Here is a 23,299-nt window from a genome sequence, read left to right as displayed (position 1 = left end):
TATGTATCATGTTCTGGTGGTTGATGATGAGCCTTTGATGAGAACTTATTTATCAAGGTGCATACCGAAATTCTGCTCTGATTTTGATGTGCCTGCTGTTTCCGGAGATGGAATTGATGCGGTGAGAAAACTTGGTGAGCTGAATTTTGATGTATTGATTACTGATATCAAAATGCCAGGTATGGATGGATTGGAACTAACTCAATATTGCAGGAAGCATTACCCGAATATGGCTGTGGTAATTATCTCTGGTTATACAGATTTTGAGTATGCACGTAAGGCGATTCAATATCAGGTGATGGATTATCTTGTGAAGCCGCTCATTGACAGCCAGCTTATTGCAGTATTGGGAGAGATCAGCAGTCGACTTTCGGACTCGTGCGGCAATTCGAATTTCACTAGAGTATTCTGCCCGGATAATCCTGCAAAAGGAAGTATGATTCAGACAATTCTTGATAAGAATACCGAAAGAATAAAAGCAATGATCGATGACCGTCAGATTCAAAGCGATCTAGTAAAAAGATATTATTGCCTGATAAACAGTACGCGTGTACAGACCATTGAAAAATCATCGGAATTCTATCAGTACCAGTTATTTTCGAAAATCTGCGAACTTGCAAAGAATGACCGTATGATTCCGCTCTTTACAAAAGATCAGAATTCTCTGGTTTATTTGGAAGGATCTTCTGCAAAGAATATACAGGATCAGGCAATGGATATTTCAGCAAAGCTTGTATCTGCGTTTGGAGAGAACGCTCTTTCTGTTGTGGTGTCTGAACCGATTGATGATGTATTATTGCTACCCACTTCATATGAAGAAATTCTTAAGGATAATTCATTGACGGTAATTTCTGATAAAGGCGTTTATTTCGAATGGCAGGAAATGCTGCTAAGGGCAAAATATCAGCATCTGCAGACGTGCAGTAATCAAATTATTGAAGCATATCGTGATGGGGCTCCTGACCAGGTGAAGGTCCATCTTGATATCCTGTTTGATAGTATTCCGATCTCAATGAATCGATTTGTGTTCATCCAGCTGATGAAATTCTTATGCAACGGTGCAAACGTTTCAACTCCTTATCAATACTTTGCGATTCATAAGGATGAGATCAATAACAATACCTTCAGAGCACTGTTTTCTGAGGCATTCATTCAGACGATGGAGAGGAAAAAGATTGGTTCCAGTGCTCCGCTGATCCAACAAGCTGTAGAATTCATCAAGCTTCATTATCAGGAAAATATATCTCTGAGTGATGTTGCTAGAGAATGCAATGTCACAAGCAGCTATCTTTCCGATCTATTCCATAAAGAAATGAATCTGCCTTATTCCAAATACCTAACAAGTCTGAGAATGGAACAGGCGAAGCTTCTGTTAGAAACATATGATTCAATCAGGATTTACGATGTGGCACAGAAAGTCGGTTTCTACTCTTCAAAACACTTCATTAAGGTGTTTAAGCAGTACTTTGGTATTTCACCGGCACTATATCAGAAATATCACGAATCGAGAAAGTAGATGAAAAGCAGGCTGCCAGTTAACAAACTACTAAAATGTTTGGTACCTAATCAAAGTTTCTGACGGCTAGTCTATCTCAGGATTCATTAACCTTCTTGCCGGTCATATGATCGATCGTCAGTTCCAGCATCTGCACAGTTCTGCAGTAGGTGTTTACCTCATTCTCAATATATTCAGGATCTTCAGGAAAATACTTCATTCCTAATTCTCTGAGGAAGTAAGCTGCCTCATCATCGGTCTCCATCAAACGGATCGTGCCGAAGACGGTAACGCTTTCCACATCCAGCCCGCGCTTGACAGGAGATGGGACTCCATGCGTGAAGACATTGAAGGAAACCTTCGGATTTTCCTGAATGATGTCCATTTTATGCCCGGTCTTAGAACAATGAAAATAGATTCTTCTGTTTTCATAATAATAGTTCAGCGGGATGGCATAGGGCTGACCATCGCTTCCGCATACGGCAAGCACGCCTCTTCGCCCTGATTCCAGAACTCTGATGCAAGCGTCATCTGACATCTGCTGCTTGAATCTTCTCATCTGCGGATACATCACGATCCCTCCTGTATATTCGATGTTATTATCCTATCGCACTGCATGCGAATTCAGTGAATATATCTTCGGATTTCATGTTCGGTCTTCCGGATGAAGTCTTCAGTGTCCACACATGGGTTTTTCAGATTCTTGTGAATCAGGAGACCATCGGAAAGAATCAGAATCAGCCACGAGGCATATTCTGCATCGACGTCTGGATTGCGCTTGGCAATCAGTTCTCCGATTTCCTCTGCAAAGTGTTCATATCGTTCCAGCAGCCGCTGTCTGGCGTGTTCATTGCCTTCGGTTGCCTCATAGATGAAATGAAGACGGATCCCGACATTCTCGGTATCTCTCTGCAGAACGTATTTGACGAGTCTGGGCAGAGAAGTGTCTTTTGCAGTATTGGAAGTCCAGGCATCCAGCTCTGCCTGCTGTTCTTCCAGATAGCGGTCCATCAATGCGAAGAGCAGGTCTTCTTTATTCGGAAAGTGGTAGTAAAGAGTGCCCTTGGAAACATGAGCTTTTTCGGCAATTGCCGCAAGTGAGAGATCTGCACTTGCTGTTGTTTCCAGCAATGCCTGTGCGGCATCGAGTATTTCTTTTTTGACATCATCATTACGGGGTGCAGCCATGGAAGAATCCTCCTTTCGCTGATTGACACTATGATACCAGAATGCTATGATGCATGCGTAATGAGTCGGCCAAGCAACCGACTAAAGCAATTCTAACATCATTGAAAAGAAAGGAACAGAATCATGCAGACAGAATCTTTGCAGAAGAAGCTGAACGCACGCTTCCACGCAGATCTGAATGTCCGGATTGAAGATCGCAGCATCTTTGTTTCCGGCACTCTGAATTCCTGGCAGGAAATTGTTGAGGCGTGTTCGATGTGCGTCTCCAAGAAGCCGGGGTGGCATGTCGTCAATGACATTCAGCTCTCCGGAGTCACCATGCCGAAGATGCGTCTTCCTGAGCTGAAGGATCTGGCACTGGAAGGGAAAAAACCAGATGTTCTGATCATCGGAGGGGGTATTTCAGGAACCAGCATTGCCAGAGAACTGATGCGATATCAGCTGAACGTGCTGCTGGTGGATAAAGAGGCAGATGTTGCCTTGCATGCTTCAGGAAGAAATGATGGCGAGGTCCATCCTGGAGTGGATCTTGCTAGAGGAACTCTGAAGCAGAAGTATGTGGTCCGCGGGAACCGGATGTTTGATCAGGTCTGCAGAGAACTGGATGTTCCATTTCAGAGATGCGGACAGTATGTTGGTTTCCTGGATCAGAAGCTGTATCCGATCCTTGCAGCATACGCGTGGCAGCGGAAACATATCTGCGGGGTGGATGATACGCGCCTTGTTTCCAGAGAAGAACTGAAACAGGCAGAACCGCATCTGAATCCGGAGTTCAGGTTTGCTCTGTACAATCCGATGGCAGGCTCGGTATGTCCTTACGGACTGACGATTGCCTATGCTGAGAATGCGGTGCAGAATGGCGCAGAGATTTCTCTGAATACCGCAGTGACAGGCATGGATGTCAGCAATGGCAGGATCACTGCAGTTCATACGAACCGAGGAACAGTCTATCCGAAGATCGTGATCAATGCGGCGGGGGTCTTTGCTGAAGAGGTTGCCCGCATGGCACAGGATCGTTTCTACTCGATTCATCCGCGCAGAGGAACGAATTCAATCATGGATCATAAGACAGCTTACCTTTCAGAAGGGATCGTATCCTGGAAGTCGATGAAGAAAGAACATACGCATTCCAAGGGCGGCGGCATCGTGCATACCGTCAGTGATAATCTGCTGGTCGGACCAGATGCAGTGGAAACGTATGAGAAAGAGAACTTCGCAACGAATCCGGAATCGATTGATACGGTATTTCAGAAACAGAATACCACGTGCCCTGATCTGAACCGGAGAGAGATCATCACCTACTTCACAGGAATCCGTGCAGCAACTTTCGAAGAAGACTTCATCATCGAAGAAGGAAGAAAGACGCATAATCTGATTCATGTGGCAGGCATCCAGTCACCTGGTCTGACCACTGCGCCGGCAGTGGCAGCAGATGTGAGTCATATGGCAGAGCAGATGCTTGAACATGCAGGCATGAATGTCCGGAAGAATGAGTCCTTCACCCCTATGAGAAAGGGAATTCCTCATATGAAGGATCTTCCGCTGAAAGAGAGAGATGAGATGATCCGGAAGAATCCGGATTATGGGATCATCATCTGCAGGTGCGAAGAAGTATCGAAGGGAGAAATCATCGATGCGATTCATAACCCGCTTGGCGCAGTATCAGTCGATTCCGTCAAGAAGCGGGTGAGACCTGGCATGGGCAGATGCCAGGGAGGCTTCTGCTTGCCGCTGATCATGCAGATCATTGCGGAAGAGAAGCATATTCCGCTGGAAGAAGTGAAGAAGAGCGGCAGTCGTTCCTGGATTGCCTGCAGAAAGACAAAGGAGAGTGGTCAGGATGAAGCAGATTGATGTGACGGTCATCGGCGGCGGACCTGGCGGACTTGCGGCTGCGATTGCGGCAAAGAAAGCCGGTTCAGAAGTACTGCTCATTGAGCGGGAGGCCAGGCTTGGCGGAATCCTGAAGCAGTGTATCCATGATGGCTTCGGGCTCATGCGGTTTCATGAGAAACTGTCAGGGCCTGAATATGTGGAACGGTTCATCGCAGAATTCCATAGTCTTGGGATTCCATCGGAGATTCTGACCTTCGTGACAAAGATCGAACGGAAAGAGAATCTGTTTGAGATCACGTATGTGAATCAGAAGGGTGTTTCTTCAGTCTGCTCAAAGACGATTGTGCTGGCAACTGGGTGCCGGGAGCGTACGGCAAAGCAGGTATTCATTCATGGCACGAGACCTGCTGGGGTATTCACAGCCGGAACAGCACAGCACCTGGTCAACCTGCAGGGAATCATGCCGGCGAAGAAGTGCGTGATCCTCGGCAGCGGCGATATCGGTCTGATCATGGCGAGGAGACTTACGCTGGAAGGTGCAGAAGTGCTCGGCGTCTATGAAGCCAAGAGCACACCGAGCGGATTGACGAGGAATCTGGTGCAGTGCCTGGATGATTTCGGAATTCCGCTCCATCTTTCGACCACCGTGACCAGAGTATTCGGAGCAGATCGCCTGGAAGCAGTTGAGATCAGCAAAGTTGATGAACAGATGCACCCGATTCCAGGTACCAAAGAGAAAATTGACTGTGATGCGCTGATTCTTTCGGTTGGCCTGATTCCGGAAAATGAAATTGCAGAATCCATCGGGACAGAGGTGGATCGCCGCACCAAGGGACCGTCGGTGGATGAGACATTGATGACCAATGTCCCGGGGGTGTTTGTGTGCGGCAATGCGCTGCATGTGAATGACCTGGTGGATTATGTCTCGGAGAGCGGTGAAACAGCAGGATCTGCTGCCGCTGCTTATGATGGCAGCGAACATGCATGCATCAGGATGGATGCGGATCAGTCGCTTCTGTATCTGGTGCCGCAGCGGATTTTGAAAGCAGATCCGCAGAATCAGCCGATCACCATCTATTTCCGCACTTCCAAGCCGATGGAGAAAGCTCGCTTTGTGATCATGGATGGTAAAAAAGAAGTGTTCAGCAGAGCATTCAGCCATCTCCGGCCGCCGGAAATGCAGCGCCTGATTCTGCCTGGAAATCTGGATGGATTGCGCCAGAGCAGCGCCCTGAATGTGATGCTGCAGGAGGTAGCGGAATGAAAGAACGGAAGATGACCTGCATCGTCTGCCCGAATGGCTGTGCATTAACGGTGAGAGAAGAAAACGGGACCATCATGGTTGAAGGCAATAAATGTCCGCGTGGGAAGGCATTCGGAGAGAGTGAAATAACTTGTCCGATGCGCACGATCTGCACGACGGTCAGAACGATTTTCCCGGAAGTGCCGGTATTGCCGGTGCGGGTGTCATGTGAGATTCCGAAAGAGAAGATCTTTGATGTCATGAAGGAAATCAATCGGGTTACGGTCACCGAGCGGCTAGGCACGGGAGACCCGGTGATCCGCAATGTACTGGGATTGAATGCCGATGTCATTGTGACCAGCAGCATTCTGAAGGAGGGATAATTCTATGGCAGTGAAACCGTATCAGGGATTTGAGCCGAAGTGGGTGAAGGAGGCAGCTCCGGCAGATAGCTATCGCTCGATTTTCCGCTGGGGAGATCCGGAGTTTGTGAAGTATCCAAAGGAATCTCTGTATAAGCTGATCAAGGAAACGTTCCGGATGACGGATGAAGATTTCTCGCATTATGACGGTTCGATCGGCATGGAGAAAGTGAAGCTGGATCAGCCATCGAAGATTTCTGCGGAAGATCTGAAGGCATTGCAGGAGATCGTCGGAGAAGAAAATGTGACGACGGAGGATTATCCGCGGCTGGCAGTTGCGTATGGAAAGACTGGCTATGATACGCTGCGTCTGCGCCAGCATCAGATTGATTCCCTGCCGGATGCCGTTGTTTATCCGAGTACGCATGAAGAAGTGCAGAAGATCGTGTCTTACTGTTCTGAACATCATCTCCCGCTTTATGTCTATGGCGGAGGCAGCAGTGTCACGATGGGTGTTGAACCGACCATGGGCGGAATATCGCTTGATATGCGCAAGCGCTTCAACAAGGTAATCTCTTTCAACGAGATTGACCAGACGATTACCGTTCAGGCCGGGATGTCAGGGCCGGATCTGGAAAAGAATCTCAATGAGGCGGTGCAGCGGTTCGGTGCGAAGCGTGCTTATACCTGCGGGCACTTTCCGCAATCGTTTGAGTACAGCAGCGTCGGCGGCTGGACGGTGACGAGAGGTGNTGGCCAGAACAGCACATACTATGGCTGCATCACGGATATCGTGCTTTCGCAGAAATATGCAACACCGATCGGCGAGATTCAGACTTCTCACTATCCGCGTCAGGCAACCGGACCGGATCTGAATCAGATCATGATGGGATCGGAAGGAACCTTCGGAGTTCTGACGGAAGTGACCCTGAAGGTGCATCGGTATATGCCCGAGAACCGGAAACGTTTTTCCTATATCTTCCGGGACTGGCCGACGGCGATGGCTGCTGCCAGAGAGATGATGCAGTGCGAGGCTGGCTTTTCTTCCGTGTTCCGTCTTTCTGATCCGGAAGAAACAAATCTGATGCTGAGACTGTACAATGTCGATGAAACGCCGCTCTGGAAGCTGCTCAATGCAAGAGGCTTCAAGGATATGGAGCGCTGTCTGTTTCTGGGCTATACGGATGGGGAGAAGGGATATTCGGCTAATGTTGCTAAGAACATCCGCCGGATTGCCCATCAGTATGGCGGCATGAGTCTGACTTCGTTTGTCACGAAGAGCTGGGAGAAAGGCAGATTCAACGATCCGTATCTCAGAGATACGATGCTGGATTTCGGAATCATGACGGATACTCTGGAATGCACGGTCAACTGGAGCAACATGGAGCAGGTTCACCGGGATGTGAGAAAAGTATGCCATGCTCTGCCGAATACGATTGTGACGACCCATATGTCACACTGCTATCCGCAGGGTGCGAATCTGTACTTCATCTTCATCACCCGCATGGACAATGCCGAAGAGTTCCGGAAATATCACGCATCGATTCTTGATGCAATTCAGAAATCAGGAGCTGCGATGAGCCATCATCATGGCATCGGCAAGATGTTCGGACCGTGGCTGGAAGGCAGTCTCGGTCATAAGGAATATGGTGTGATCAAGGTCCTCCGTGATTACTTCGATCCGGAGCATATGATGAATCCGGGCGGAACGCTCGGCCTGGATGTACCGGAAGACAGGAAACACTTCGAGCGTGAGGACATTCCAAGGTGAAGCATCATGTCAGACCATTGCGTTCTAGTATTTGATGTAGGAACTCAGAGCTCAAGGGCAATGATCGTGGACCAGAAGGGAACGGTCCGGGCGATCGCAAAACTTCATCATGAGCCGGCTTATCGTTCTCCGGAACCTGACTGGGCAGAACAGGATGCAGATTATTACTATGAAATGATCTGCAGAGCGGCACAGCAATGCAGAAGAGAACATCCGGATCTGTTTGCGGCAGCGGAAGCAGTTTCGATCACGACAATCCGGGATACGGTGATCTGCCTGGATCAGCATATGAAGCCATTGAGACCTGCGATCCTGTGGCTGGACCAGAGGACCGCTGCCGGGAAACCGAATGCGCCTTTTCTGAGTGAAGCGGCGATCCGGGCGGCAGGCATGAATCCGACTTTTGTGATGCAGTATCAGAAATCGCACTGCAACTGGATCCGGGAAGAAGAACCTGAAATCTGGAATCATACTAAGTACTTCGTGCTGCTGAGCACCTACCTGATCTACCGAATGACAGGCGAACTGAAAGACGCTTCTGCAAGCATGGTCGGGCATATTCCGTTCGATCATAAACACCGTCGGTGGATGAGAGAACGGGACCTGACCTATCCGGTTTTCCCGATCGGAGCTGAGAAATATTACCCGGTTCAGGATTCCGGGACTGTGCTGGGAGCGATCAGCGCATCGATGGCAGAAGATTCCGGCGTGAAGGAAGGACTGCCGGTATACGCTGCCGGATCGGACAAAGCCTGTGAGCTGCTGGGATTAGGCTGCAGTGAAGAATCCCGGGCAGCCATCGGATTAGGAACTACCGCAACGATTTCCTATATGTCAGATACCTATCAGGAACCGGAGCGGTTCATTCCCGCCTATGCGGCCGTGATCCCCGAAAAGTGGAATCCGGAAATCGAAATCTTCCGCGGGTACTGGCTGATTTCGTGGTTCAAGAAAGAATTTGCTTCCCACGAGATGGAAAAGGCAGAGGAACTCGGAATCTCCGCAGAAGAGATTCTGAACCGCAGCCTGGCGCTGATCCCGGCGGGCTGCGACGGATTGATCATGCAGCCATACTTTACACCGAACGTCACGATGCCGACCGCAAGAGGCGCAATCATCGGCTTCAGCGATGTGCACACCAGAGCTCATCTCTACCGGGCAATTGTGGAAGGCATCAACTTTGCACTGATCGACGGCATGCGCCATATCGAAAAGCGCCGCGGCAGCAAGTTCACTTCCGTAGCAGTCGGAGGTGGCGGATCGCAGAGCAATGAGATCTGCCAGATCACTGCAGATATGTTCGGACTTCCGATTCTGCGAACAGAATCTTATGAAGCAACCGGCATCGGCTGCGCAATGGCTGCAATGGTCGGCATGGGAATCTTTGACTCCTATGAAGCAGCAGTGGAAAGCTGCGTGCATTACAAAGATACCTTTGAGCCTCGTGAGAAAGTGACTGAAATCTATAACCGTCTTTATGACGATGTCTATCAGCGTACATACGGACACCTCAAACCGCTCTATCAGAAGCTGCATGAGATCTATCATGACAGCAAGCTGATGGATCGCAACTTCTGAATCATGCATGCATAGAAAAAGAATGACCGTCTCAGGACGGTAATTTCAATACACAAAAATTCAGTTCCGGAAGAACAGAGCAGAAGCACTGTCGGTGTCTGAAAGGAAAATAGTATTCTGCTCACCGGAAACCGGATTATAGGTTTCGATCCTGTTCCGGAATACAAAATAGCAGAGACCGTTATGGACAGCGGCAAATGGTGTCTGCGGCTGTTCTTCTGAAGTGTCCGGGAATTGCAGCAGATGCTGGGAACCATCGCTGATGGAATAGAGTTCCCATGCATAGCTTCCGTAGCTGGAAGGATCTGCTGCGATTACCAGGTACTCTCCGCATGCTGTGATGGATTCTGGAGAAGTAAGCTCCAGGGATACCGTGGCAGTGATCGATTGTGTATCCAGATCGAAGATCGCCATTTCGTTGTTGGAATAGGAAGTGTATGTCGAGGGATCATATCCCTTTGCCGTACTGCATAGATAAAGATCATTGCCCGCTTCTATCATGCTGGTATAAGAACCGTCATACAGACCGAGATCAATATCCTGCATTAGATTCATGGAATCATCCAGAATATAGAGATGGTTTTCTGCGTTGCCATAAGGTGCATCGGACGGAACAATTCCGACCAGCAGGTAGATCTTTTCATTGTCAGATAGAATCTGATTGACGACTGCAATTCCGGAATAGTCACTGAAGTTCTTGGAATCGACCTCTTTCAGATTGAAGTCAAAGCGATGAATGATGAACTGATCGGGAAGCACTTCGACGCCATAGCAGTACTGATCATCGATCGTCTGAGCATAGTAATTTCCTTCTTTGCGAGTGATCTCAAGCGAAGATTTGCTGATCAGCGCAATCTCTGAATTATTCCTTCTGTTTGCTGAAGTCTGTGTGAAGTAGTACTCGTTATTCTCAGAAAGAAATCTCCCGCCGAAGTAATTGAGGCCCTTGTCTTTCTTCCGATCTGCAGTCTTGATTGTTGAGAAGCTATCATCCGTGTAGAAGTATTTGTCTTCAGAAACAACCATAGCGCTGCAGTCAGGGACCTGATATGCAGAGCATGCAGATAATAAGCTTGAAGAAATTAAGACGGGAAGCCAATATTTAGTTTGCATTTTTTCCTCCATTTCGCCGCCTGGCGTCGTCATAAATGCTTCATGAGTTTCTTTTCGTGCTCCCTCTGATCTGCTGGTCTTTGAGCAGAGAGAAGGCCCTGTTTCATGCACGGAGTTACAAGTGGATCATCTGAGGCAGCAATATGCAAGCTGGCGCTGTCCGTACAGGCCAAATAATTTCAAGCATTGAATGCATGCTTTTTTAAAACTCCCCCGCAGAAGATAGTTTCCATCTACATTAGAAAGTTTTATGGAGCAGGAATAACCCAACTATACCATAGGGTGACAATGCAGTCACTATTCTTACGGTATATGCATCAGGTTCTTCGAAATTCTCAGGGATTGTTCATCAGATTTTCATCCTGCCGGATTCATGATGCTGGTAAGATGGAATTCATATACAAGAGGGGATATGAAGACAATCGAGATTGCAGCTGCCGTTCTGGTCTGCTTTTCTGCTTCTGTATCTTCCGCAGTTCCGGTGTCTGGTTCTTCCATGATCAGGAATTCCTGGAACGAGAAGCGGAAGGTTCATACACTGCAGAGGAGAATCAGCACGGCAATCAATGTATATGCAGAAAATGGAACAGTTCCAAGGATCCGTCATGAAGAGGGTGTTTATGAGGGAGTGGAATACGATATCCTGCGGGTAGATCCGGATGAGCATACCTTTCTGAAGGTGGACTATTCAGAAACACCGGAGTATCTTGATGAGCTTTATGACCCGGACCTGGAGAAAGAAGGGTTTACAAGAGCGGCAGGAATCAACGCGGGTTTTTTCGATAATACGAAAATTGCCTATGGAAGACCGGTCGGCGGAGTGATGGTCAATGGCGAATGGACAAACTGGAATGGGGAAGAGAATACGCCGGCATATGGGTCTGGATTTGCCACGGTTTATTTCAATCGGGGGAAAATGGAGATTCGCTATCATGGCTGGGAGAATGGCGCCTGGAAAGGAGATGAAGACTGGTCATACTGGTGTGGATATGCAATCGAAGCAGAGAATGCAGTTTCCGGTGCTTTCACGTATTTCATAGACGGGAAAGAGCAGGATATCACAGATGGCGAACATGGCGCGATCGATTATCACAAGACCAGGAGAGCATTGACGATTCTTGCACAGAAAGAAGATCTGCAGTATCTGCTGATTGAGTTCTATGGAGGCCTTTCTGAGGAAAAGGTATTGGAATTTCTGAGGGAAGAAGGAGTCATGGATGCGATAAGGATGGATGGCGGAGGCTCAACATCCATGGTATATCTTGAGTCAGAAGTGAATCAGGAGTATCCGGTTTGTCCTGCGGACCCGGATCTGCCGCAGTTCGGGGCTGAGGCGATTGCGGAGAGACAGAGGCGGGGGACTGGCTTTGTGGCAGGAGACAAGAAGTACTTCTGGTGAGTCATGAAAAAAGTTGCATCTTCTTTCTGCAGAATTATTTTTTCTCGGTCTTGCAATGGGAAATACGATTGACACGAATGATTGCTCCGATTATGATCAGACCAGAAAGACGTTGAGGAAGAAAGTCCTGCTGCATACAATGCCAAGAGAGTCCGGAATGGTGGGAACGGATGAGATGCGCAACAGGGAAGTCACTTCGGAGTCTGCGGGTGAAGAGATTCTGCTAGCCTGTCACGCACGGCTGCGTTATCGGCCTATGGCTTGTCGGAGCCGGAAGAGCGGCATGAATCATCATGCAAATTGAGTGGTACCGCGGTGTATTTGACATCGTCTCAATACAGTCTGAGACGGTGTTTTCTTTTCTCGGACTGGTTGAATCCGGCAGAGAAAGGGAGAGATAGTACAATCATGAAACACAGACTTACCAGACGTGACATCCTGCTTGTCGGCATTACCCTCTTTTCAATGTTCTTTGGTTCCGGGAATCTGATTTTTCCACCGTACCTCGGGTTTGAGGCTGGCACAGCAACCTGGAAGGGACTGGCCGGAATGTCAGTAACTGCTGTTCTATTTCCGGTACTCGGAATCATCGCAATTGCCCGTTCGGGAGATCTGATGATGCTTGCTTCGAGAGTCGGGAAGCGATTTGCAACGGTCTTCACGATCCTTGTGTTTCTGGCTTTAGGACCAGGCCTTGCAATTCCGAGAAATGCAGCAGTGTCATTTGAGATGGCGGCTGCCCCGCTAATGAAAGTAATTCCTCTCTGGGTCAGAATTGCATATTCGGCGGTATTCTTTGCAATTGCATTCCGGATGTCGATTCATCCGGAGCGGCTGACGAATACGCTCGGAAAGATTCTCGGCCCGGTACTGCTTGTCTTGATTCTGATCCTGGTCTGCGGCTGTTTCATGAATTTTTCCGGGAGCTATTCCACACCAGGCGGCGGCTATGAAACATCTCCGATGGTCCGCGGATTCCTGGAGGGGTATAACACGATGGATACTCTGGCGGCTTTGAATTTCGGAAATATCATCGTGCTCAATCTCATGAACAGGAATGTGACGGAGAAGAAAGATCTGGTGAAAGCGGCTTGCTATGCAGGAATGATTGCCGGAATTCTGCTGTTTGTCATCTATGCAGCAATGGCGAATGTCGGAGCAATGAGCGGATCTCTGTATTCTGAGGCATCGAATGGTGCGGCAGTGCTTACCAATATTGTCGGCAGTCTGTTCGGCAATGCCGGGATCCTGATCCTTGGAATCGTTTATGTGCTTGCCTGTCTCACAACATGCATCGGGCTGTTATGCAGCTGTGCAGAATTCTTTGCGGGGATCTCAAAGATTTCCTATCGGTCATGGGTGATTCTGTTTACGGTGGCTAGTTTTGCTATGAGCATCGGCGGGCTGGATCAGATTCTTGCATTCAGCGTTCCGATTCTGGTTGCACTGTATCCGGTTGCGATCGTGCTTGTGATTCTCGGACTGCTTAATGAGAAAATCGCTTCGGTACCGAAGATCTATCCATGGACCATTTGGTTTACCGCAGCTGTATCGGTTCTTCTTGGCTTGCAGTCTGCTGGTATTTCTATCCCGGTGCTGAGTGATGCGATTGCCTCGATTCCTCCTTCGGCAGATCTCTGCTGGATCATTCCGGCATTGATCGGAGCAGGGATCGGAATTCTGAGATCGAAGGGGATGACTGCAGAACAGATGCAGGAACGAGCGGGCTGAACTCCATTATAATGAGACTGCAAGGAAGGTATCTCTTATGAAGCTGGAACTGGGATTCGGCAATGGCACTCAATCGGCAGAAGTACCTGATCGGAATCTGAAGCAGATTCTGGTTTTATCGGATGTTCCGGAAACGGGAGACGAACAGGCTCTGATTCATCAGGCACTGGAACACCCGATCGGCACCGGGCGCCTGAAAGATCTCTGTTCCAGAGGAGAGAAAATCGCGATCGTAACCAGTGATCTGACCAGACCGATGCCGTCATGGAAAGTGCTGCCTGCACTTCTGGATGAATTGAATCAGGCGGGAGTTCCGGATTCAGATATTGTGCTTGTATTTGCCTTAGGCAGCCATCGGCCGATGCGTGAAGCAGAGATGCAGCATGTGATGGGAGAGACGTATGGGCGAATCGCCTGCGTGAATTCTTCAGAGTGCGGGTTCAGGAATCTCGGTACAACAACCAGAGGAACTCCGGTCATCATTTCAGAAGCAGTTGCAGAGGCGGATCGGATTATCTGTCTCGGCAATGTGGAGTATCACTATTTTGCGGGTTATTCCGGCGGGGCAAAGGCAGTCATGCCAGGCTGCTCGGTCAGAGAGGCAATTGCCTGCAATCACCGATTCATGACGGATCCCGGAGCTTATGCCGGACATCTGGATGGAAATCCGGTCCGGGAAGACATTGAAGAAGCGGGCAGGATGGCGGGGATTGACTTCATTCTGAATGTGGTAGTGAGCCCCAGGAAGAGAATTCTGCATGCAAGTGCAGGTGATCCGATTCTGGCTCATCGGGATGCCTGCCGGTTTCTGGATTCGATCTATCAGGTTCCGATCAGAGAACGCGCTGATATCGTTCTGGTCAGCCAGGGCGGATCTCCGAAGGATCTGAATCTGTATCAGACCCAGAAGGCACTGGCCAATGCTGGGCATGCGGTGAAGCCTGGCGGCATCATCATTCTTGCTGGTTCGTGCCGGGAAGGATTCGGGGAATCTCATTTTGAAGACTGGATGAGACATAAGTCTCCTTCCTTGATGGTCCGTGAAATCCAGGAGCACTTCATACTCGGCGGACATAAGGCGGCTGCGATTGCACAGCAGGTGCTGAAAGGAGAAATCGACCTGGTCAGTGAGATGGATCCTGCAATTGTGAGAGAGACATGTCTTATCCCTTATGCGAGCGTGCAGGAGGCACTGGATCATGCGCTGAATGAAAAAGGACCGGATGCGTCGGTGATCGTGATGCCTTATGGCGGCAGCACGCTTCCGGTGCTGAAAGGATAAGTTTCCGGTAGAATAGGCATAGTGAGGAATACAAGTGATGCAGGAAATGAATGAGCTGTTCTGCCGTGATCCCTATTGCCGGGAGTTTGATGCAGAAGTGGTGAAATGCACTCCGAAGGGGTCATGCTACGAAGTGGTTCTGGATGATACCGCGTTCTATCCGGAGGGCGGCGGCCAGCCGGGAGATCATGGAACGCTGAATGGCATTGCCGTGCTGGATACGCATCGAGTGAACGGTGAGATTGTTCATGTGACCGATGCTGTGCTTGAAGCAGGCCAGAAGGTTCATGGCATTCTGGACTGGGAACGCCGGTTTGACCATATGCAGCAGCATACTTCCGAGCATATTGTCAGCGGGCTGATTCATCAGAAATACGGATATGAGAATATCGGGTTTCATCTCGGACCGGAAGTGATCACCTTGGATTTCAGCGGGCCGATGAATGAAGAGAGGATGAAAGAGATTGAAGATGCTGCAAATGAAGTAATCTGGAAGAACGTACCTGTGGAAATCACATTTCCTTCGGAAGAAGAATTAAAGAAACTGGAGTTCCGCTCCAAGAAAGAGCTTCATGGAACAGTAAGAATCGTAACGATTCCAGGCGCAGATGTATGTGCCTGCTGCGGAACGCATCTTGCCAGGACTGGTGAAGCCGGCGTGATCAAGCTGCTGTCGCTGCAGAACCGCAAAGACGGTGCCAGGATCGAGATGACGGCAGGCCGAAGAGCATTGCGGGACTACCAGACCATTTTCCGGAATAACCGTCAGATTTCGCATCTGCTTTCTGCAAAGCCGTATGAGACTGCTTCTGCAGTCAGCCGGCTGATCGAAGAACAGGGAAAGCAGAAAGCTGTTCTGTCGGCATTGAGTGCTGCCTATGCAGAAAGCAGAATGGGTTTATTTGAATCAGATCAGAAGCTGCTATTGGATTTTGAGATGAGCATGGATTCCAATTCGATGCGCCGATTTGCCAAAAGGCTGATGGAAGAAAAACATTGCCATACTGCTGCTGTCTTCTCTGAGGATCCGGATGCGGTGCATTATGTGATTCTGTCTGATGAAGTGAATCTCAGAGATCTCAGCAGAAAACTGAATCAGAAACTGAATGGCCGTGGCGGGGGCAGTGCAGAGATGATTCAGGGCGCATTGCATGCCGGAAAAGAAGAAATTGAACAGGCTATGAAGGAGCTCGCCGGATGAAAAAAGAGCTGTTTCTGGCAATGATTCTGCTGGCTGGCTGCACACCGGAAGAGCAGAGCGAAAAGCTGCCGGAAGAAACCCGGAATGCAGAACAGATTTCATTTGTTTCCGAGAGCCCGGAAAGTACGTATCTGGAACAGGAGATGACCTTTGAAGCCGGGGATACGCTGCATATCACAACGAATCTGAAAGAGGGAAGCCTTACGGTTACCCTGCTGGATGAAGAACTGAATCCGGTTTCTTCAGAAGAAGAAATCAGCGGTGAGAATGATTATCACATCAGTCCCGATCCCGGAACTTATATTGTCAGTGCATCGGGAGATGAAGCAGTCGGAAATTTTTCGGTGGAAAAGGATCATTCATAAAGATCCGGATATGCTTTGCGGTCCTGGCGGATCAGCATAAGGCAGAGAAGTGCCGCGATAGCATTAGCGGCAAGCACGAAAGCCCACGCTGCTGCGGGGCTGAAGTGATCATAAAGGGTTCCGATCGCCAGTTCGAATCCGCCTGCCATAAATGACTGGATGACGGTGGAAAAGCCGCTGATCCTTCCACGATGGCTGGAAGGAATGCGGTTTGCAGCATAGGGTGCATCGGAGATGGTTTCGAAGATTTCTCCCCAGGTAAAGAGAATGATCGCTGCATAGTAAAACGGGATTCGGCCTTCATTCAGAAGGAAGATGAGATAGCCGAGACCGATCATCAGCAATGCGATGAGAATCTTCTCCGGTTCATGAAAACGAGAAAACCGCCTTGTGATCAGAGGCGTGAACAGAACAACAATCAGACAATTCAGACTGTTGATGGTGCCGTAGATGACGGCACCATTTTCACCATGGATTCTGCCGAGATCAAGCGGCATCAGATAGCCCCACATCATATATACTGCCTGATAAAGTCCGGTGCAGATCACGAACAGGAGGAGCACTCTGTTTTCTTTCAGAATGGAAAGCAGACTGGCATCTTCTCTGGCAGTCTGGTAGGAGGCTTCTTCGGACTCGTCGTGAACCGGTGTGATGTCATTGATCTTCAGCTGGATCAGAATTGTGGAGCTTGCAATGGCAATGCCGCTGATCAGAAAAGCAAGCCAGAGGTAATTCCGGAACAGAAAACCGCTGATGGTCGGAGAAAGGATCAGACCGAGGTTGGAACCGAGATAAAGCATGGAATATGCCCGCTCCCGATCTTTTGTGTACGTGAGATCAGCAACCAGGGCATTGTAGCTAGGCTGTTCCATGCTCTGGAAAACAGCAGCCGCAATAATCAGAATGATTACGGTCATGGATAATGGCAGAAATGCGCTGATGATGTAGAAAGCGATGGACAGGGAATCAAGCAGGACAATATTCCGCTTCTTGCTGAAACGGTCCGCCAGCTTTCCGCCAAGCAGGTAAGCCGGGATCATGATGATTCCGGCAAGAACGATAATCTGAGAGATCTCACTGGCAGACATCCCCATCTTCTGATTCAGAATCATGGTAAGCATCGGCCAGACCATCGAACCAAGACTGGTGACAATTCTTCCGAAGAAGAGAATATAGATCTGTGAGGGAAGATCTTGATATTGCGAAAATAGTTTCATGAAATCATTATAACGGATTCATGGAACAGCGATGGCATGACTGAGAAACTCGAGGGGGGTTCTGGATCTGCGATCTGATTGTTCCGAGTTCTGCTTGATCAATCGTTTTTATCCGGCAATCGTTTCAGCGTCTCCACAGAAGGTGATACAGAATCTGTGAGGTCGGCAGAACCGGTGTCTTCAGGATGTGATTGAGCCGATAGACAGGGGAACATAAAGAATGATAGTTCAGTCGGATTGCAATGAAACAGAATTGCCCGAATCCATGCGCGGTACGACTGAATGAAAAAGAGCAGGATTTCCTGCTCTTAATCGCTGACATCTACATCCATCTGGATATGAATCGTGTAATCCGGATAGAGGGTCTGCACTTCATTCAGAATCGTCTGATACAAAGCTTTGCGGTCATAGCTGAAGTCAAGCACGACATCGAAGAATATCTGCTTCGTGTCTTCTTCGACATGGAAGCCATGCATCTGAAGAACACCCTCATGATTCATGACTTTTTCGGTAATCTTCGACCTGATCTCTTTGATATGGTCGTCAGCGGTACTGATTGAATAGATTGAGATCCCGGTCAGCGCTACATGAAATTCGTGATAGATCTTTGCAGCAATCTCACGCTCCAGATCATCAATCTGTCCTGCGGTCATCGTATCCGGGATCTCGATATGAACGGAACCGACATACTGATCCGGTCCGTAGGAATTCAGAATCAGATCATAAGCACCGCTGACTTCCGGAAAACTGGCAACCGCTGCTTTGATGGATTTTGAAAGTTCCGGAGAAATCCGTTCGCCGAGAATCGTGCTCAATGTAGACTGCACAAGACCGATTCCTGATTTGATGATCATCACTGCAATGACAGCACCGACCCAGGCTTCAATGGAAATGCTGGTGAATCGGTAAAGCAGAGCGGATGCGAGTACTGAAATCGAGATGATCGCATCATTGGATGCGTCAGATCCGCTTGCTTCAAGCGAACCGCTGCTGACTTGCTTTCCGACTCTGGTGAAGTAGCGGCCAAGCAGGAATTTCACGATAATCGCGGCGATCAGGATCACGAAGGTTACGGAAGCATAGGAAGCGATTTCCGGATGAATGATCTTCTTCACGGAATCTGCCAGAGAAGAAACGCCTGCATACAGAACGATCACGGAAATGATCAGTGCGCTCAGGTATTCCACTCTTCCATAGCCCATCGGGTGTTTCTTGTCAGGCTTCTTTCCGGCAAGCCGGGTTCCGATGATGGTGATCACAGAAGACAATGCATCGCTCAGGTTATTCACCGCATCATTCATGATGGCAATGGAATTGCTCATCGTTCCGACGGTGAACTTGAAGCCGGCCAGCAGGACATTGGCGGCAATGCCGATGGCGCTGGTGCGGATGATGATCTGTTCTCGTGCTTTCTGCTCACTCATGACTCTCATCTCCATTTTTCAGAATCTGATAAAGAAGACGGTAAAGTTCTTCTGCTTCTTCAGACTTCAGCGGAATGCAGGCACCGATTTTCTCGGGAATTTCTTCTGCCTGTTTCTCAAGTTCTTTTCCCTTTCTGGTCAGAGTGATCTTGACGACTCGCTCATCTTCATCGCTGCGGGTACGCCTGATCCATCCCTTCGCTTCCATCTTCTTGAGCAGCGGTGTCAGTGTGCCGCTGTCAAGGTAGAGCTTCTCTCCGAGCTGGCTTACGCTGATGCCATCCTGTTCCCATAGCACAAGGAAAATGATGTACTGCGTATAGGTCAGATCAAGCTTCCTGAAATATGGGGTATATAGGCCGGTGACCTTTCTGGCACATGCATACAGAGGAAAGCACAGCTGATGATCCAGTCTCAGACGATCACTCATAATAAGCTTTCCACGCAGGCCTTTACTTCTTTCATGTCTGCGGTCGGCTCAAACCGGGCAACAACATTGCCCTTGCGGTCGACGGCAAACTTCGTGAAGTTCCACTTGATATCAGGGTTGTTCTTGTAATCAGGATCAATTTTCTTCAGCATTGCGCTCATGGCAAGTGCCTTTACGCCGTTGCCGAATCCTTCAAATCCTTTCTGGCTCTTCAGATAGCCATAGAGCGGAAGCTCATTCTCACCGTTGACATCGCTCTTCTTCATCTGCGGGAACTCGGTATGATATTTCAGAGTGCAGAACTGATGAATCTCTTCATCAGATCCTGGGGCCTGACCGGCAAACTGGTTGCACGGGATATCGATAATCTCAAGCCCTTTTTCATGATCGTCATGATAGATCTCTTCGAGATCCTTGTACTGCGGAGTAAAACCGCATCCGGTGGCAGTATTCACAATCAGAAGTACTTTGCCTTCATAGTCTTTGAGGGATACGGTGCTGCCATCTGCAGCAGGAACAGTGTAGTCATAGATATTCATAATCTTCTGTCCTCCTTTATATTGTCTACAAAAGTATTGTATACAAAATAAATAAAACTGCAAGTATCTGCCGGGATTTCTGCAATCAGAATCAGAAAATGAGAGGATCGACTTTTTCATGAGGGTGCGGTAAATTATAGAAAATGTTTTCTGTGAACTGGAGGATGGAATGAGAAAACCGGGATTGCTTTGGCTTGCTGGGGTGCTGCTGTTAAGCGGATGTGACTCGCAGTCTTACGCTGATATGAGCGGTTACAGCCTGGCAAGGCAGACATCCTTCTATGAAACGGAGACCGCGGATTTCCTGAAAGCAATGGAAGACGGGGAAACTATGACGGTATTTTTTGGCTTTGAGAGCTGTCCGTTCTGCCAGACGGCTGTTCCGCTGCTCGCGAAGGCGGCAGCAGACACCGGCAGGAAGGTTTTCTATATCAATACCAGACAGGATCCGGAATGGACAAGCAATCAGGATCTGCCTGGATATGATCTTGTGGTTCAGCAGCTCTCGGAGTATCTTCTGACAGATGAGAATGGCGAGGCACAGCTGTATGTTCCTGCCGTCTTCTTCATCCGGGATGGTGCGGTAATCAGTGCGGTGAATGGAACCGGAACGGATGATGCAGAGCTGACAGACAGCGAAGAACTGAAGCTTTACGAGACATATGTGAATGGGTTTCTCGCGGAAAAACAATCCGATTGAGAACTGTGTATACTGAAGAAGCGGATGCAATTCCTGCTGCAGAGAGGGATAAGAGAAAGATATGAATAATGTGATTCTGACAATTCTGGTGATTGCGCTGAGCTTCGCGCTCGGCATGGTGATCAGCCATTCCATGTCAGCCAGGAAGAAAAAGGCGGAGATCACGACGGACTTCCTGGAGTCCAAGCTGAGCGAGTGCAGCGATCTGACGACGTGCAGTCTTGAGTATGTGAACCTGGTCAAGTATAAGGAAGGTTCCCTGCCTTTATTGACCAGAAGAAGCTTTTCGATGATCTACTCCGCAGTGATCCGGGCGGGTATTGATCTTTCCATGGCAGAAGTTTCAGTAACCCCGCAGAAGATCACGGTGAAGCTGCCGGAGACAACGATCCAGTCCATCGATGTAGATACGGATTCGCTTCGTTTCTATGATGAGCATAATGCGCTGTTCAACTGGAATGACAAAGAGGATATCTCAGAAGCGATCAAAGCAGCGCGGAAAGATGTGGAGCAGAATGCTGACCTGGAGAGGTTGAAGAACCAGGCTCATCGTCAGGCTGTGCTCGTAGTCACGAAGCTGATTGAACCGCTGGCTCAGGGCAGGGAGATCGAAACCGCGTGAGCACCGGACTGAAACACGAACTGAATCAGATCCGAAAAGCCTTCCGGGGGCTGATTGTCTCAGGAGGGCTTTATCTGTTCTGCCTGCTGATTGCAGGAACAGGGGAACCAGCACCTCTTCCCGCAGAAATCAGCTCACAGCCGGCGGAACAGGTAAGCATGATTGTACCGCTGAGGGAAAGAGACGATGTAACTCTGAGCATGCTGGAAGAGGATCTTGACGAGATCGCGGATTCTGATGAGATTGAATTATCGGACGGGATCACACTGGACGAAGAAACCGAAGTGAAACTGGATGAAGCAGTGGATGAGCTGGAAGAAGCGGGATATTCCGTGAGCTTCATTCTGGAAGATCTCAATTCCGGAGTCCGGCTTTCCTATCAGCCGGATGTGATTTACTATTCAGCTAGTTCGATCAAAGCTTTCTATGTGGCAAGTCTGGCGGCAGAATATCCGCAGGTTGTGAATGCAGAGGCCGATGCCATGAAACGGGCAATTCTGTACAGCGATAATGATGCTTATGAGTATCTCAGGAATACGTACGGGAAAGAATATATCCGCAGCTGGTGCCGGAAAGCAGGGGTCAGAACTGACATTGCAGAAGAGATGTATCCATCCTATTCTGCAAGAGAGCTGGCAAAGCTCTGGGCATTGAATTCGGCATGGTTTGAACAGGATGAGATCGGACAGGCGGTATCGTCCTGGTATGAATCTCCGAACTATTCCATCATTTACCCATATTACAGCGAGCTTGGGGTCACAACACGGACCAAAGCGGGATGGATTTCCTATGACGATGGCATGGAAGACCTTGAAGCGACGGTGGATGGCGGCATCATCTATGAACCAGAACATCCGTATCTGCTTGTGATCATGACCGATCTTCCGGAAGACTTTGATGCGTGTGAAGATCTGATGGATGCACTGGCAGAAGCCCACGAAGATATGCTTGCTGGAACCAAAGTATATCTCAGCCTCTGCAGATAACATAAAAATCCTGCTGGACAGCAGGATTGATTGTTTCTGATCTGCAGGTTACTCATCGCCCTGCAACGATAAGATAGCATTTCTGACCGGTCTCTGATAGCAGAGCCTCGTCAATTCGGGGTTAAATTTCTGTTTTCTTCGGTTTTCTGCCGCAGGACTTTGCCTCGGGACAGAAGCCGGTGACTTCGCACTTGGGAACGAAGTAATGATCAGTCAGGTAACGCCATTCTTCGGAATATTCCGCTAGTGCATGGACCATGTCCTGCATGAGCTGGCGGTATTCCCAGTATGCTCGCGTGCAGAGGCGCTGGTGCGCCATATCGATGAGGTTCCGGAGGTTCGTTCTGAGCACGACTTTGCTTTCCATGCCGAGCGGCAGCAGCATTCCGCAGTCCTCTCTCGGAACGCCAAGTGCTTCCAGCTTCTGCAGGGCATCGGTGATGGAAGAGATTGCTTCATCATAGACTCGCTTTGCTTCAGTATCTCTCTCTACCGAGGGGGGAGTGACATAGGCAAAGCCTTTTTCATAATTGATATATCTGGTGCTTGCCTGAAGACGTGTCGGCGAGCCGCCGATGTGCGTATACAGCTCACGGATGACCCGCGCACTGTAGCCATCAAGCACCAGATAGACCTGAGGATATTCCCAGGTTCTTCCATGCCCGGAAGACAGGCAGTTCATGCCGCGCTTATAGTTTTTTTCAGCGTCTTCAATATCCGCATTCCAGCAGACTCCTGCTTCTCGGCCGATCAGGCTGATCGGGTCTCTGGTTGTTTCGCTCTGGATCAGTATTGTTCCCATATTGTTCCTTCCTGT

The 23,299-nt window shown here is 49.0% G+C and carries 22 protein-coding genes and 1 other annotated feature; of the genes, 14 read left to right on the top strand and 8 right to left on the bottom strand.

The genetic code is table 11. The features are described 5' to 3' along the window. Position 1: 1 nt before the first annotated feature. Entirely contained in the window at positions 2–1,516 is a 1,515-nt protein-coding gene (locus FYJ51_RS08475) for a response regulator (RefSeq protein ID WP_154504948.1), read from the top strand. Between the two features lie 76 nt (positions 1,517–1,592). Here FYJ51_RS08475 and FYJ51_RS08470 read toward each other — a convergent pair whose 3' ends face one another. Continuing rightward, on the bottom strand, positions 1,593–2,066 hold the full coding sequence (locus tag FYJ51_RS08470) for a pyridoxamine 5'-phosphate oxidase family protein (protein ID WP_154504946.1): 474 nt from the start codon (positions 2,064–2,066) through the stop codon (positions 1,593–1,595). 53 nt (positions 2,067–2,119) lie between these two features. Continuing rightward, positions 2,120–2,683 (bottom strand): TetR/AcrR family transcriptional regulator, encoded by a 564-nt coding sequence (locus FYJ51_RS08465; RefSeq protein ID WP_105302572.1) that lies wholly within the window; start codon positions 2,681–2,683, stop codon positions 2,120–2,122. A gap of 123 nt (positions 2,684–2,806) precedes the next feature. Here FYJ51_RS08465 and FYJ51_RS08460 point away from each other — a divergent pair, with 123 nt between their 5' ends. The 5 genes from FYJ51_RS08460 (at position 2,807) to FYJ51_RS08440 (ending at position 9,473) form a co-directional block, all read left to right on the top strand. Next, on the top strand, positions 2,807–4,537 hold the full coding sequence (locus FYJ51_RS08460) for an NAD(P)/FAD-dependent oxidoreductase (protein WP_154504944.1): 1,731 nt from the start codon (positions 2,807–2,809) through the stop codon (positions 4,535–4,537). Beyond that, entirely contained in the window at positions 4,524–5,783 is a 1,260-nt protein-coding gene (locus FYJ51_RS08455) for an NAD(P)/FAD-dependent oxidoreductase (RefSeq protein ID WP_154504942.1), read from the top strand. Before FYJ51_RS08460 ends, FYJ51_RS08455 begins: the two co-directional genes overlap by 14 nt. After that, positions 5,780–6,145 (top strand): DUF1667 domain-containing protein, encoded by a 366-nt coding sequence (locus tag FYJ51_RS08450; RefSeq protein ID WP_154504940.1) that lies wholly within the window; start codon positions 5,780–5,782, stop codon positions 6,143–6,145. The genes FYJ51_RS08455 and FYJ51_RS08450 overlap by 4 nt, the downstream gene beginning before the upstream one ends. A 4-nt stretch (positions 6,146–6,149) precedes the next feature. Further along, on the top strand, positions 6,150–7,895 hold the full coding sequence (locus FYJ51_RS08445; protein WP_154504938.1) for an FAD-binding oxidoreductase: 1,746 nt from the start codon (positions 6,150–6,152) through the stop codon (positions 7,893–7,895). 6 nt (positions 7,896–7,901) lie between these two features. Continuing rightward, positions 7,902–9,473: an FGGY-family carbohydrate kinase gene (locus FYJ51_RS08440; protein ID WP_154504936.1), complete on the top strand. Its 1,572-nt coding sequence runs from the start codon at positions 7,902–7,904 to the stop codon at positions 9,471–9,473. Between the two features lie 60 nt (positions 9,474–9,533). Here FYJ51_RS08440 and FYJ51_RS08435 read toward each other — a convergent pair whose 3' ends face one another. After that, on the bottom strand, positions 9,534–10,499 hold the full coding sequence (locus FYJ51_RS08435) for a hypothetical protein (protein WP_154504934.1): 966 nt from the start codon (positions 10,497–10,499) through the stop codon (positions 9,534–9,536). Positions 10,500–10,998: 499 nt separating this feature from the next. Between FYJ51_RS08435 and FYJ51_RS08430 the strand changes: the two genes are divergently transcribed. From FYJ51_RS08430 to FYJ51_RS08410, 5 genes are all read left to right on the top strand, one after another. After that, a complete protein-coding gene (locus FYJ51_RS08430) occupies positions 10,999–11,985 on the top strand; it encodes a phosphodiester glycosidase family protein (protein ID WP_205946261.1) in 987 nt (328 codons plus the stop codon). Between the two features lie 103 nt (positions 11,986–12,088). Then, positions 12,089–12,323, top strand: a binding site (T-box leader). A gap of 70 nt (positions 12,324–12,393) precedes the next feature. Then, complete coding sequence (gene brnQ, locus FYJ51_RS08425; RefSeq protein WP_154504930.1) at positions 12,394–13,716, top strand: branched-chain amino acid transport system II carrier protein; 1,323 nt, start codon at positions 12,394–12,396, stop codon at positions 13,714–13,716. Positions 13,717–13,753: 37 nt separating this feature from the next. Further along, on the top strand, positions 13,754–14,998 hold the full coding sequence (locus FYJ51_RS08420; protein ID WP_154504928.1) for a nickel-dependent lactate racemase family protein: 1,245 nt from the start codon (positions 13,754–13,756) through the stop codon (positions 14,996–14,998). A gap of 37 nt (positions 14,999–15,035) precedes the next feature. Continuing rightward, positions 15,036–16,199, top strand: coding sequence for an alanyl-tRNA editing protein (locus FYJ51_RS08415; RefSeq protein WP_154504926.1), 1,164 nt, complete (start codon positions 15,036–15,038; stop codon positions 16,197–16,199). Beyond that, entirely contained in the window at positions 16,196–16,564 is a 369-nt protein-coding gene (locus FYJ51_RS08410) for a hypothetical protein (protein ID WP_154504924.1), read from the top strand. Before FYJ51_RS08415 ends, FYJ51_RS08410 begins: the two co-directional genes overlap by 4 nt. Here FYJ51_RS08410 and FYJ51_RS08405 read toward each other — a convergent pair. From FYJ51_RS08405 to FYJ51_RS08390, 4 genes are all read right to left on the bottom strand, one after another. Then, on the bottom strand, positions 16,555–17,781 hold the full coding sequence (locus FYJ51_RS08405) for an MFS transporter (protein WP_154504922.1): 1,227 nt from the start codon (positions 17,779–17,781) through the stop codon (positions 16,555–16,557). The genes FYJ51_RS08410 and FYJ51_RS08405 overlap by 10 nt on opposite strands. A gap of 308 nt (positions 17,782–18,089) precedes the next feature. Next, positions 18,090–19,205: a cation diffusion facilitator family transporter gene (locus FYJ51_RS08400; protein WP_205946260.1), complete on the bottom strand. Its 1,116-nt coding sequence runs from the start codon at positions 19,203–19,205 to the stop codon at positions 18,090–18,092. After that, complete coding sequence (locus FYJ51_RS08395; protein ID WP_105302590.1) at positions 19,198–19,635, bottom strand: MarR family winged helix-turn-helix transcriptional regulator; 438 nt, start codon at positions 19,633–19,635, stop codon at positions 19,198–19,200. Before FYJ51_RS08395 ends, FYJ51_RS08400 begins: the two co-directional genes overlap by 8 nt. Further along, complete coding sequence (locus tag FYJ51_RS08390; RefSeq protein WP_154504920.1) at positions 19,632–20,174, bottom strand: glutathione peroxidase; 543 nt, start codon at positions 20,172–20,174, stop codon at positions 19,632–19,634. The genes FYJ51_RS08395 and FYJ51_RS08390 overlap by 4 nt, the downstream gene beginning before the upstream one ends. Before the next feature lie 169 nt (positions 20,175–20,343). On the opposite strand from FYJ51_RS08390, the gene FYJ51_RS08385 reads away from it, so the two are divergent. The 3 genes from FYJ51_RS08385 (at position 20,344) to FYJ51_RS08375 (ending at position 22,482) form a co-directional block, all read left to right on the top strand. Continuing rightward, positions 20,344–20,874: a thioredoxin family protein gene (locus FYJ51_RS08385; RefSeq protein WP_154504918.1), complete on the top strand. Its 531-nt coding sequence runs from the start codon at positions 20,344–20,346 to the stop codon at positions 20,872–20,874. Positions 20,875–20,935: 61 nt separating this feature from the next. Then, positions 20,936–21,496 (top strand): DUF4230 domain-containing protein, encoded by a 561-nt coding sequence (locus FYJ51_RS08380; protein WP_154504916.1) that lies wholly within the window; start codon positions 20,936–20,938, stop codon positions 21,494–21,496. Beyond that, positions 21,493–22,482 carry a serine hydrolase gene (locus FYJ51_RS08375; RefSeq protein ID WP_154504914.1) on the top strand — a complete coding sequence of 330 codons (990 nt, stop codon included), beginning with the start codon at positions 21,493–21,495 and terminating at the stop codon, positions 22,480–22,482. Before FYJ51_RS08380 ends, FYJ51_RS08375 begins: the two co-directional genes overlap by 4 nt. 121 nt (positions 22,483–22,603) lie before the next feature. Here FYJ51_RS08375 and FYJ51_RS08370 read toward each other — a convergent pair whose 3' ends face one another. Beyond that, positions 22,604–23,284: an FAD-dependent thymidylate synthase gene (locus FYJ51_RS08370; protein WP_105302595.1), complete on the bottom strand. Its 681-nt coding sequence runs from the start codon at positions 23,282–23,284 to the stop codon at positions 22,604–22,606. Between the last annotated feature and the right edge of the window lie 15 nt (positions 23,285–23,299).

This window comes from Stecheria intestinalis, from assembly GCF_009696165.1.
Lineage (GTDB): Bacteria > Bacillota_I > Bacilli_A > Erysipelotrichales > Erysipelotrichaceae > Bulleidia > Bulleidia intestinalis.
This window is presented reverse-complemented; position numbering and strand designations above follow the sequence as displayed.

Coding starts and splice junctions, on each gene's coding strand:
- FYJ51_RS08380 (WP_154504916.1), top strand. CDS start 20,936: ATGAATAATGTGATTCTGACAATTCTGGTGATTGCGCTGAGCTTCGCG.
- FYJ51_RS08470 (WP_154504946.1), bottom strand. CDS start 2,066: ATGTATCCGCAGATGAGAAGATTCAAGCAGCAGATGTCAGATGACGCT.
- FYJ51_RS08395 (WP_105302590.1), bottom strand. CDS start 19,635: ATGAGTGATCGTCTGAGACTGGATCATCAGCTGTGCTTTCCTCTGTAT.
- FYJ51_RS08435 (WP_154504934.1), bottom strand. CDS start 10,499: ATGGTTGTTTCTGAAGACAAATACTTCTACACGGATGATAGCTTCTCA.
- brnQ (WP_154504930.1), top strand. CDS start 12,394: ATGAAACACAGACTTACCAGACGTGACATCCTGCTTGTCGGCATTACC.
- FYJ51_RS08440 (WP_154504936.1), top strand. CDS start 7,902: ATGTCAGACCATTGCGTTCTAGTATTTGATGTAGGAACTCAGAGCTCA.
- FYJ51_RS08420 (WP_154504928.1), top strand. CDS start 13,754: ATGAAGCTGGAACTGGGATTCGGCAATGGCACTCAATCGGCAGAAGTA.
- FYJ51_RS08455 (WP_154504942.1), top strand. CDS start 4,524: ATGAAGCAGATTGATGTGACGGTCATCGGCGGCGGACCTGGCGGACTT.
- FYJ51_RS08430 (WP_205946261.1), top strand. CDS start 10,999: ATGAAGACAATCGAGATTGCAGCTGCCGTTCTGGTCTGCTTTTCTGCT.
- FYJ51_RS08475 (WP_154504948.1), top strand. CDS start 2: ATGTATCATGTTCTGGTGGTTGATGATGAGCCTTTGATGAGAACTTAT.
- FYJ51_RS08385 (WP_154504918.1), top strand. CDS start 20,344: ATGAGAAAACCGGGATTGCTTTGGCTTGCTGGGGTGCTGCTGTTAAGC.
- FYJ51_RS08410 (WP_154504924.1), top strand. CDS start 16,196: ATGAAAAAAGAGCTGTTTCTGGCAATGATTCTGCTGGCTGGCTGCACA.
- FYJ51_RS08370 (WP_105302595.1), bottom strand. CDS start 23,284: ATGGGAACAATACTGATCCAGAGCGAAACAACCAGAGACCCGATCAGC.
- FYJ51_RS08465 (WP_105302572.1), bottom strand. CDS start 2,683: ATGGCTGCACCCCGTAATGATGATGTCAAAAAAGAAATACTCGATGCC.
- FYJ51_RS08450 (WP_154504940.1), top strand. CDS start 5,780: ATGAAAGAACGGAAGATGACCTGCATCGTCTGCCCGAATGGCTGTGCA.
- FYJ51_RS08405 (WP_154504922.1), bottom strand. CDS start 17,781: ATGAAACTATTTTCGCAATATCAAGATCTTCCCTCACAGATCTATATT.
- FYJ51_RS08390 (WP_154504920.1), bottom strand. CDS start 20,174: ATGAATATCTATGACTACACTGTTCCTGCTGCAGATGGCAGCACCGTA.
- FYJ51_RS08415 (WP_154504926.1), top strand. CDS start 15,036: ATGCAGGAAATGAATGAGCTGTTCTGCCGTGATCCCTATTGCCGGGAG.
- FYJ51_RS08460 (WP_154504944.1), top strand. CDS start 2,807: ATGCAGACAGAATCTTTGCAGAAGAAGCTGAACGCACGCTTCCACGCA.
- FYJ51_RS08400 (WP_205946260.1), bottom strand. CDS start 19,205: ATGAGTGAGCAGAAAGCACGAGAACAGATCATCATCCGCACCAGCGCC.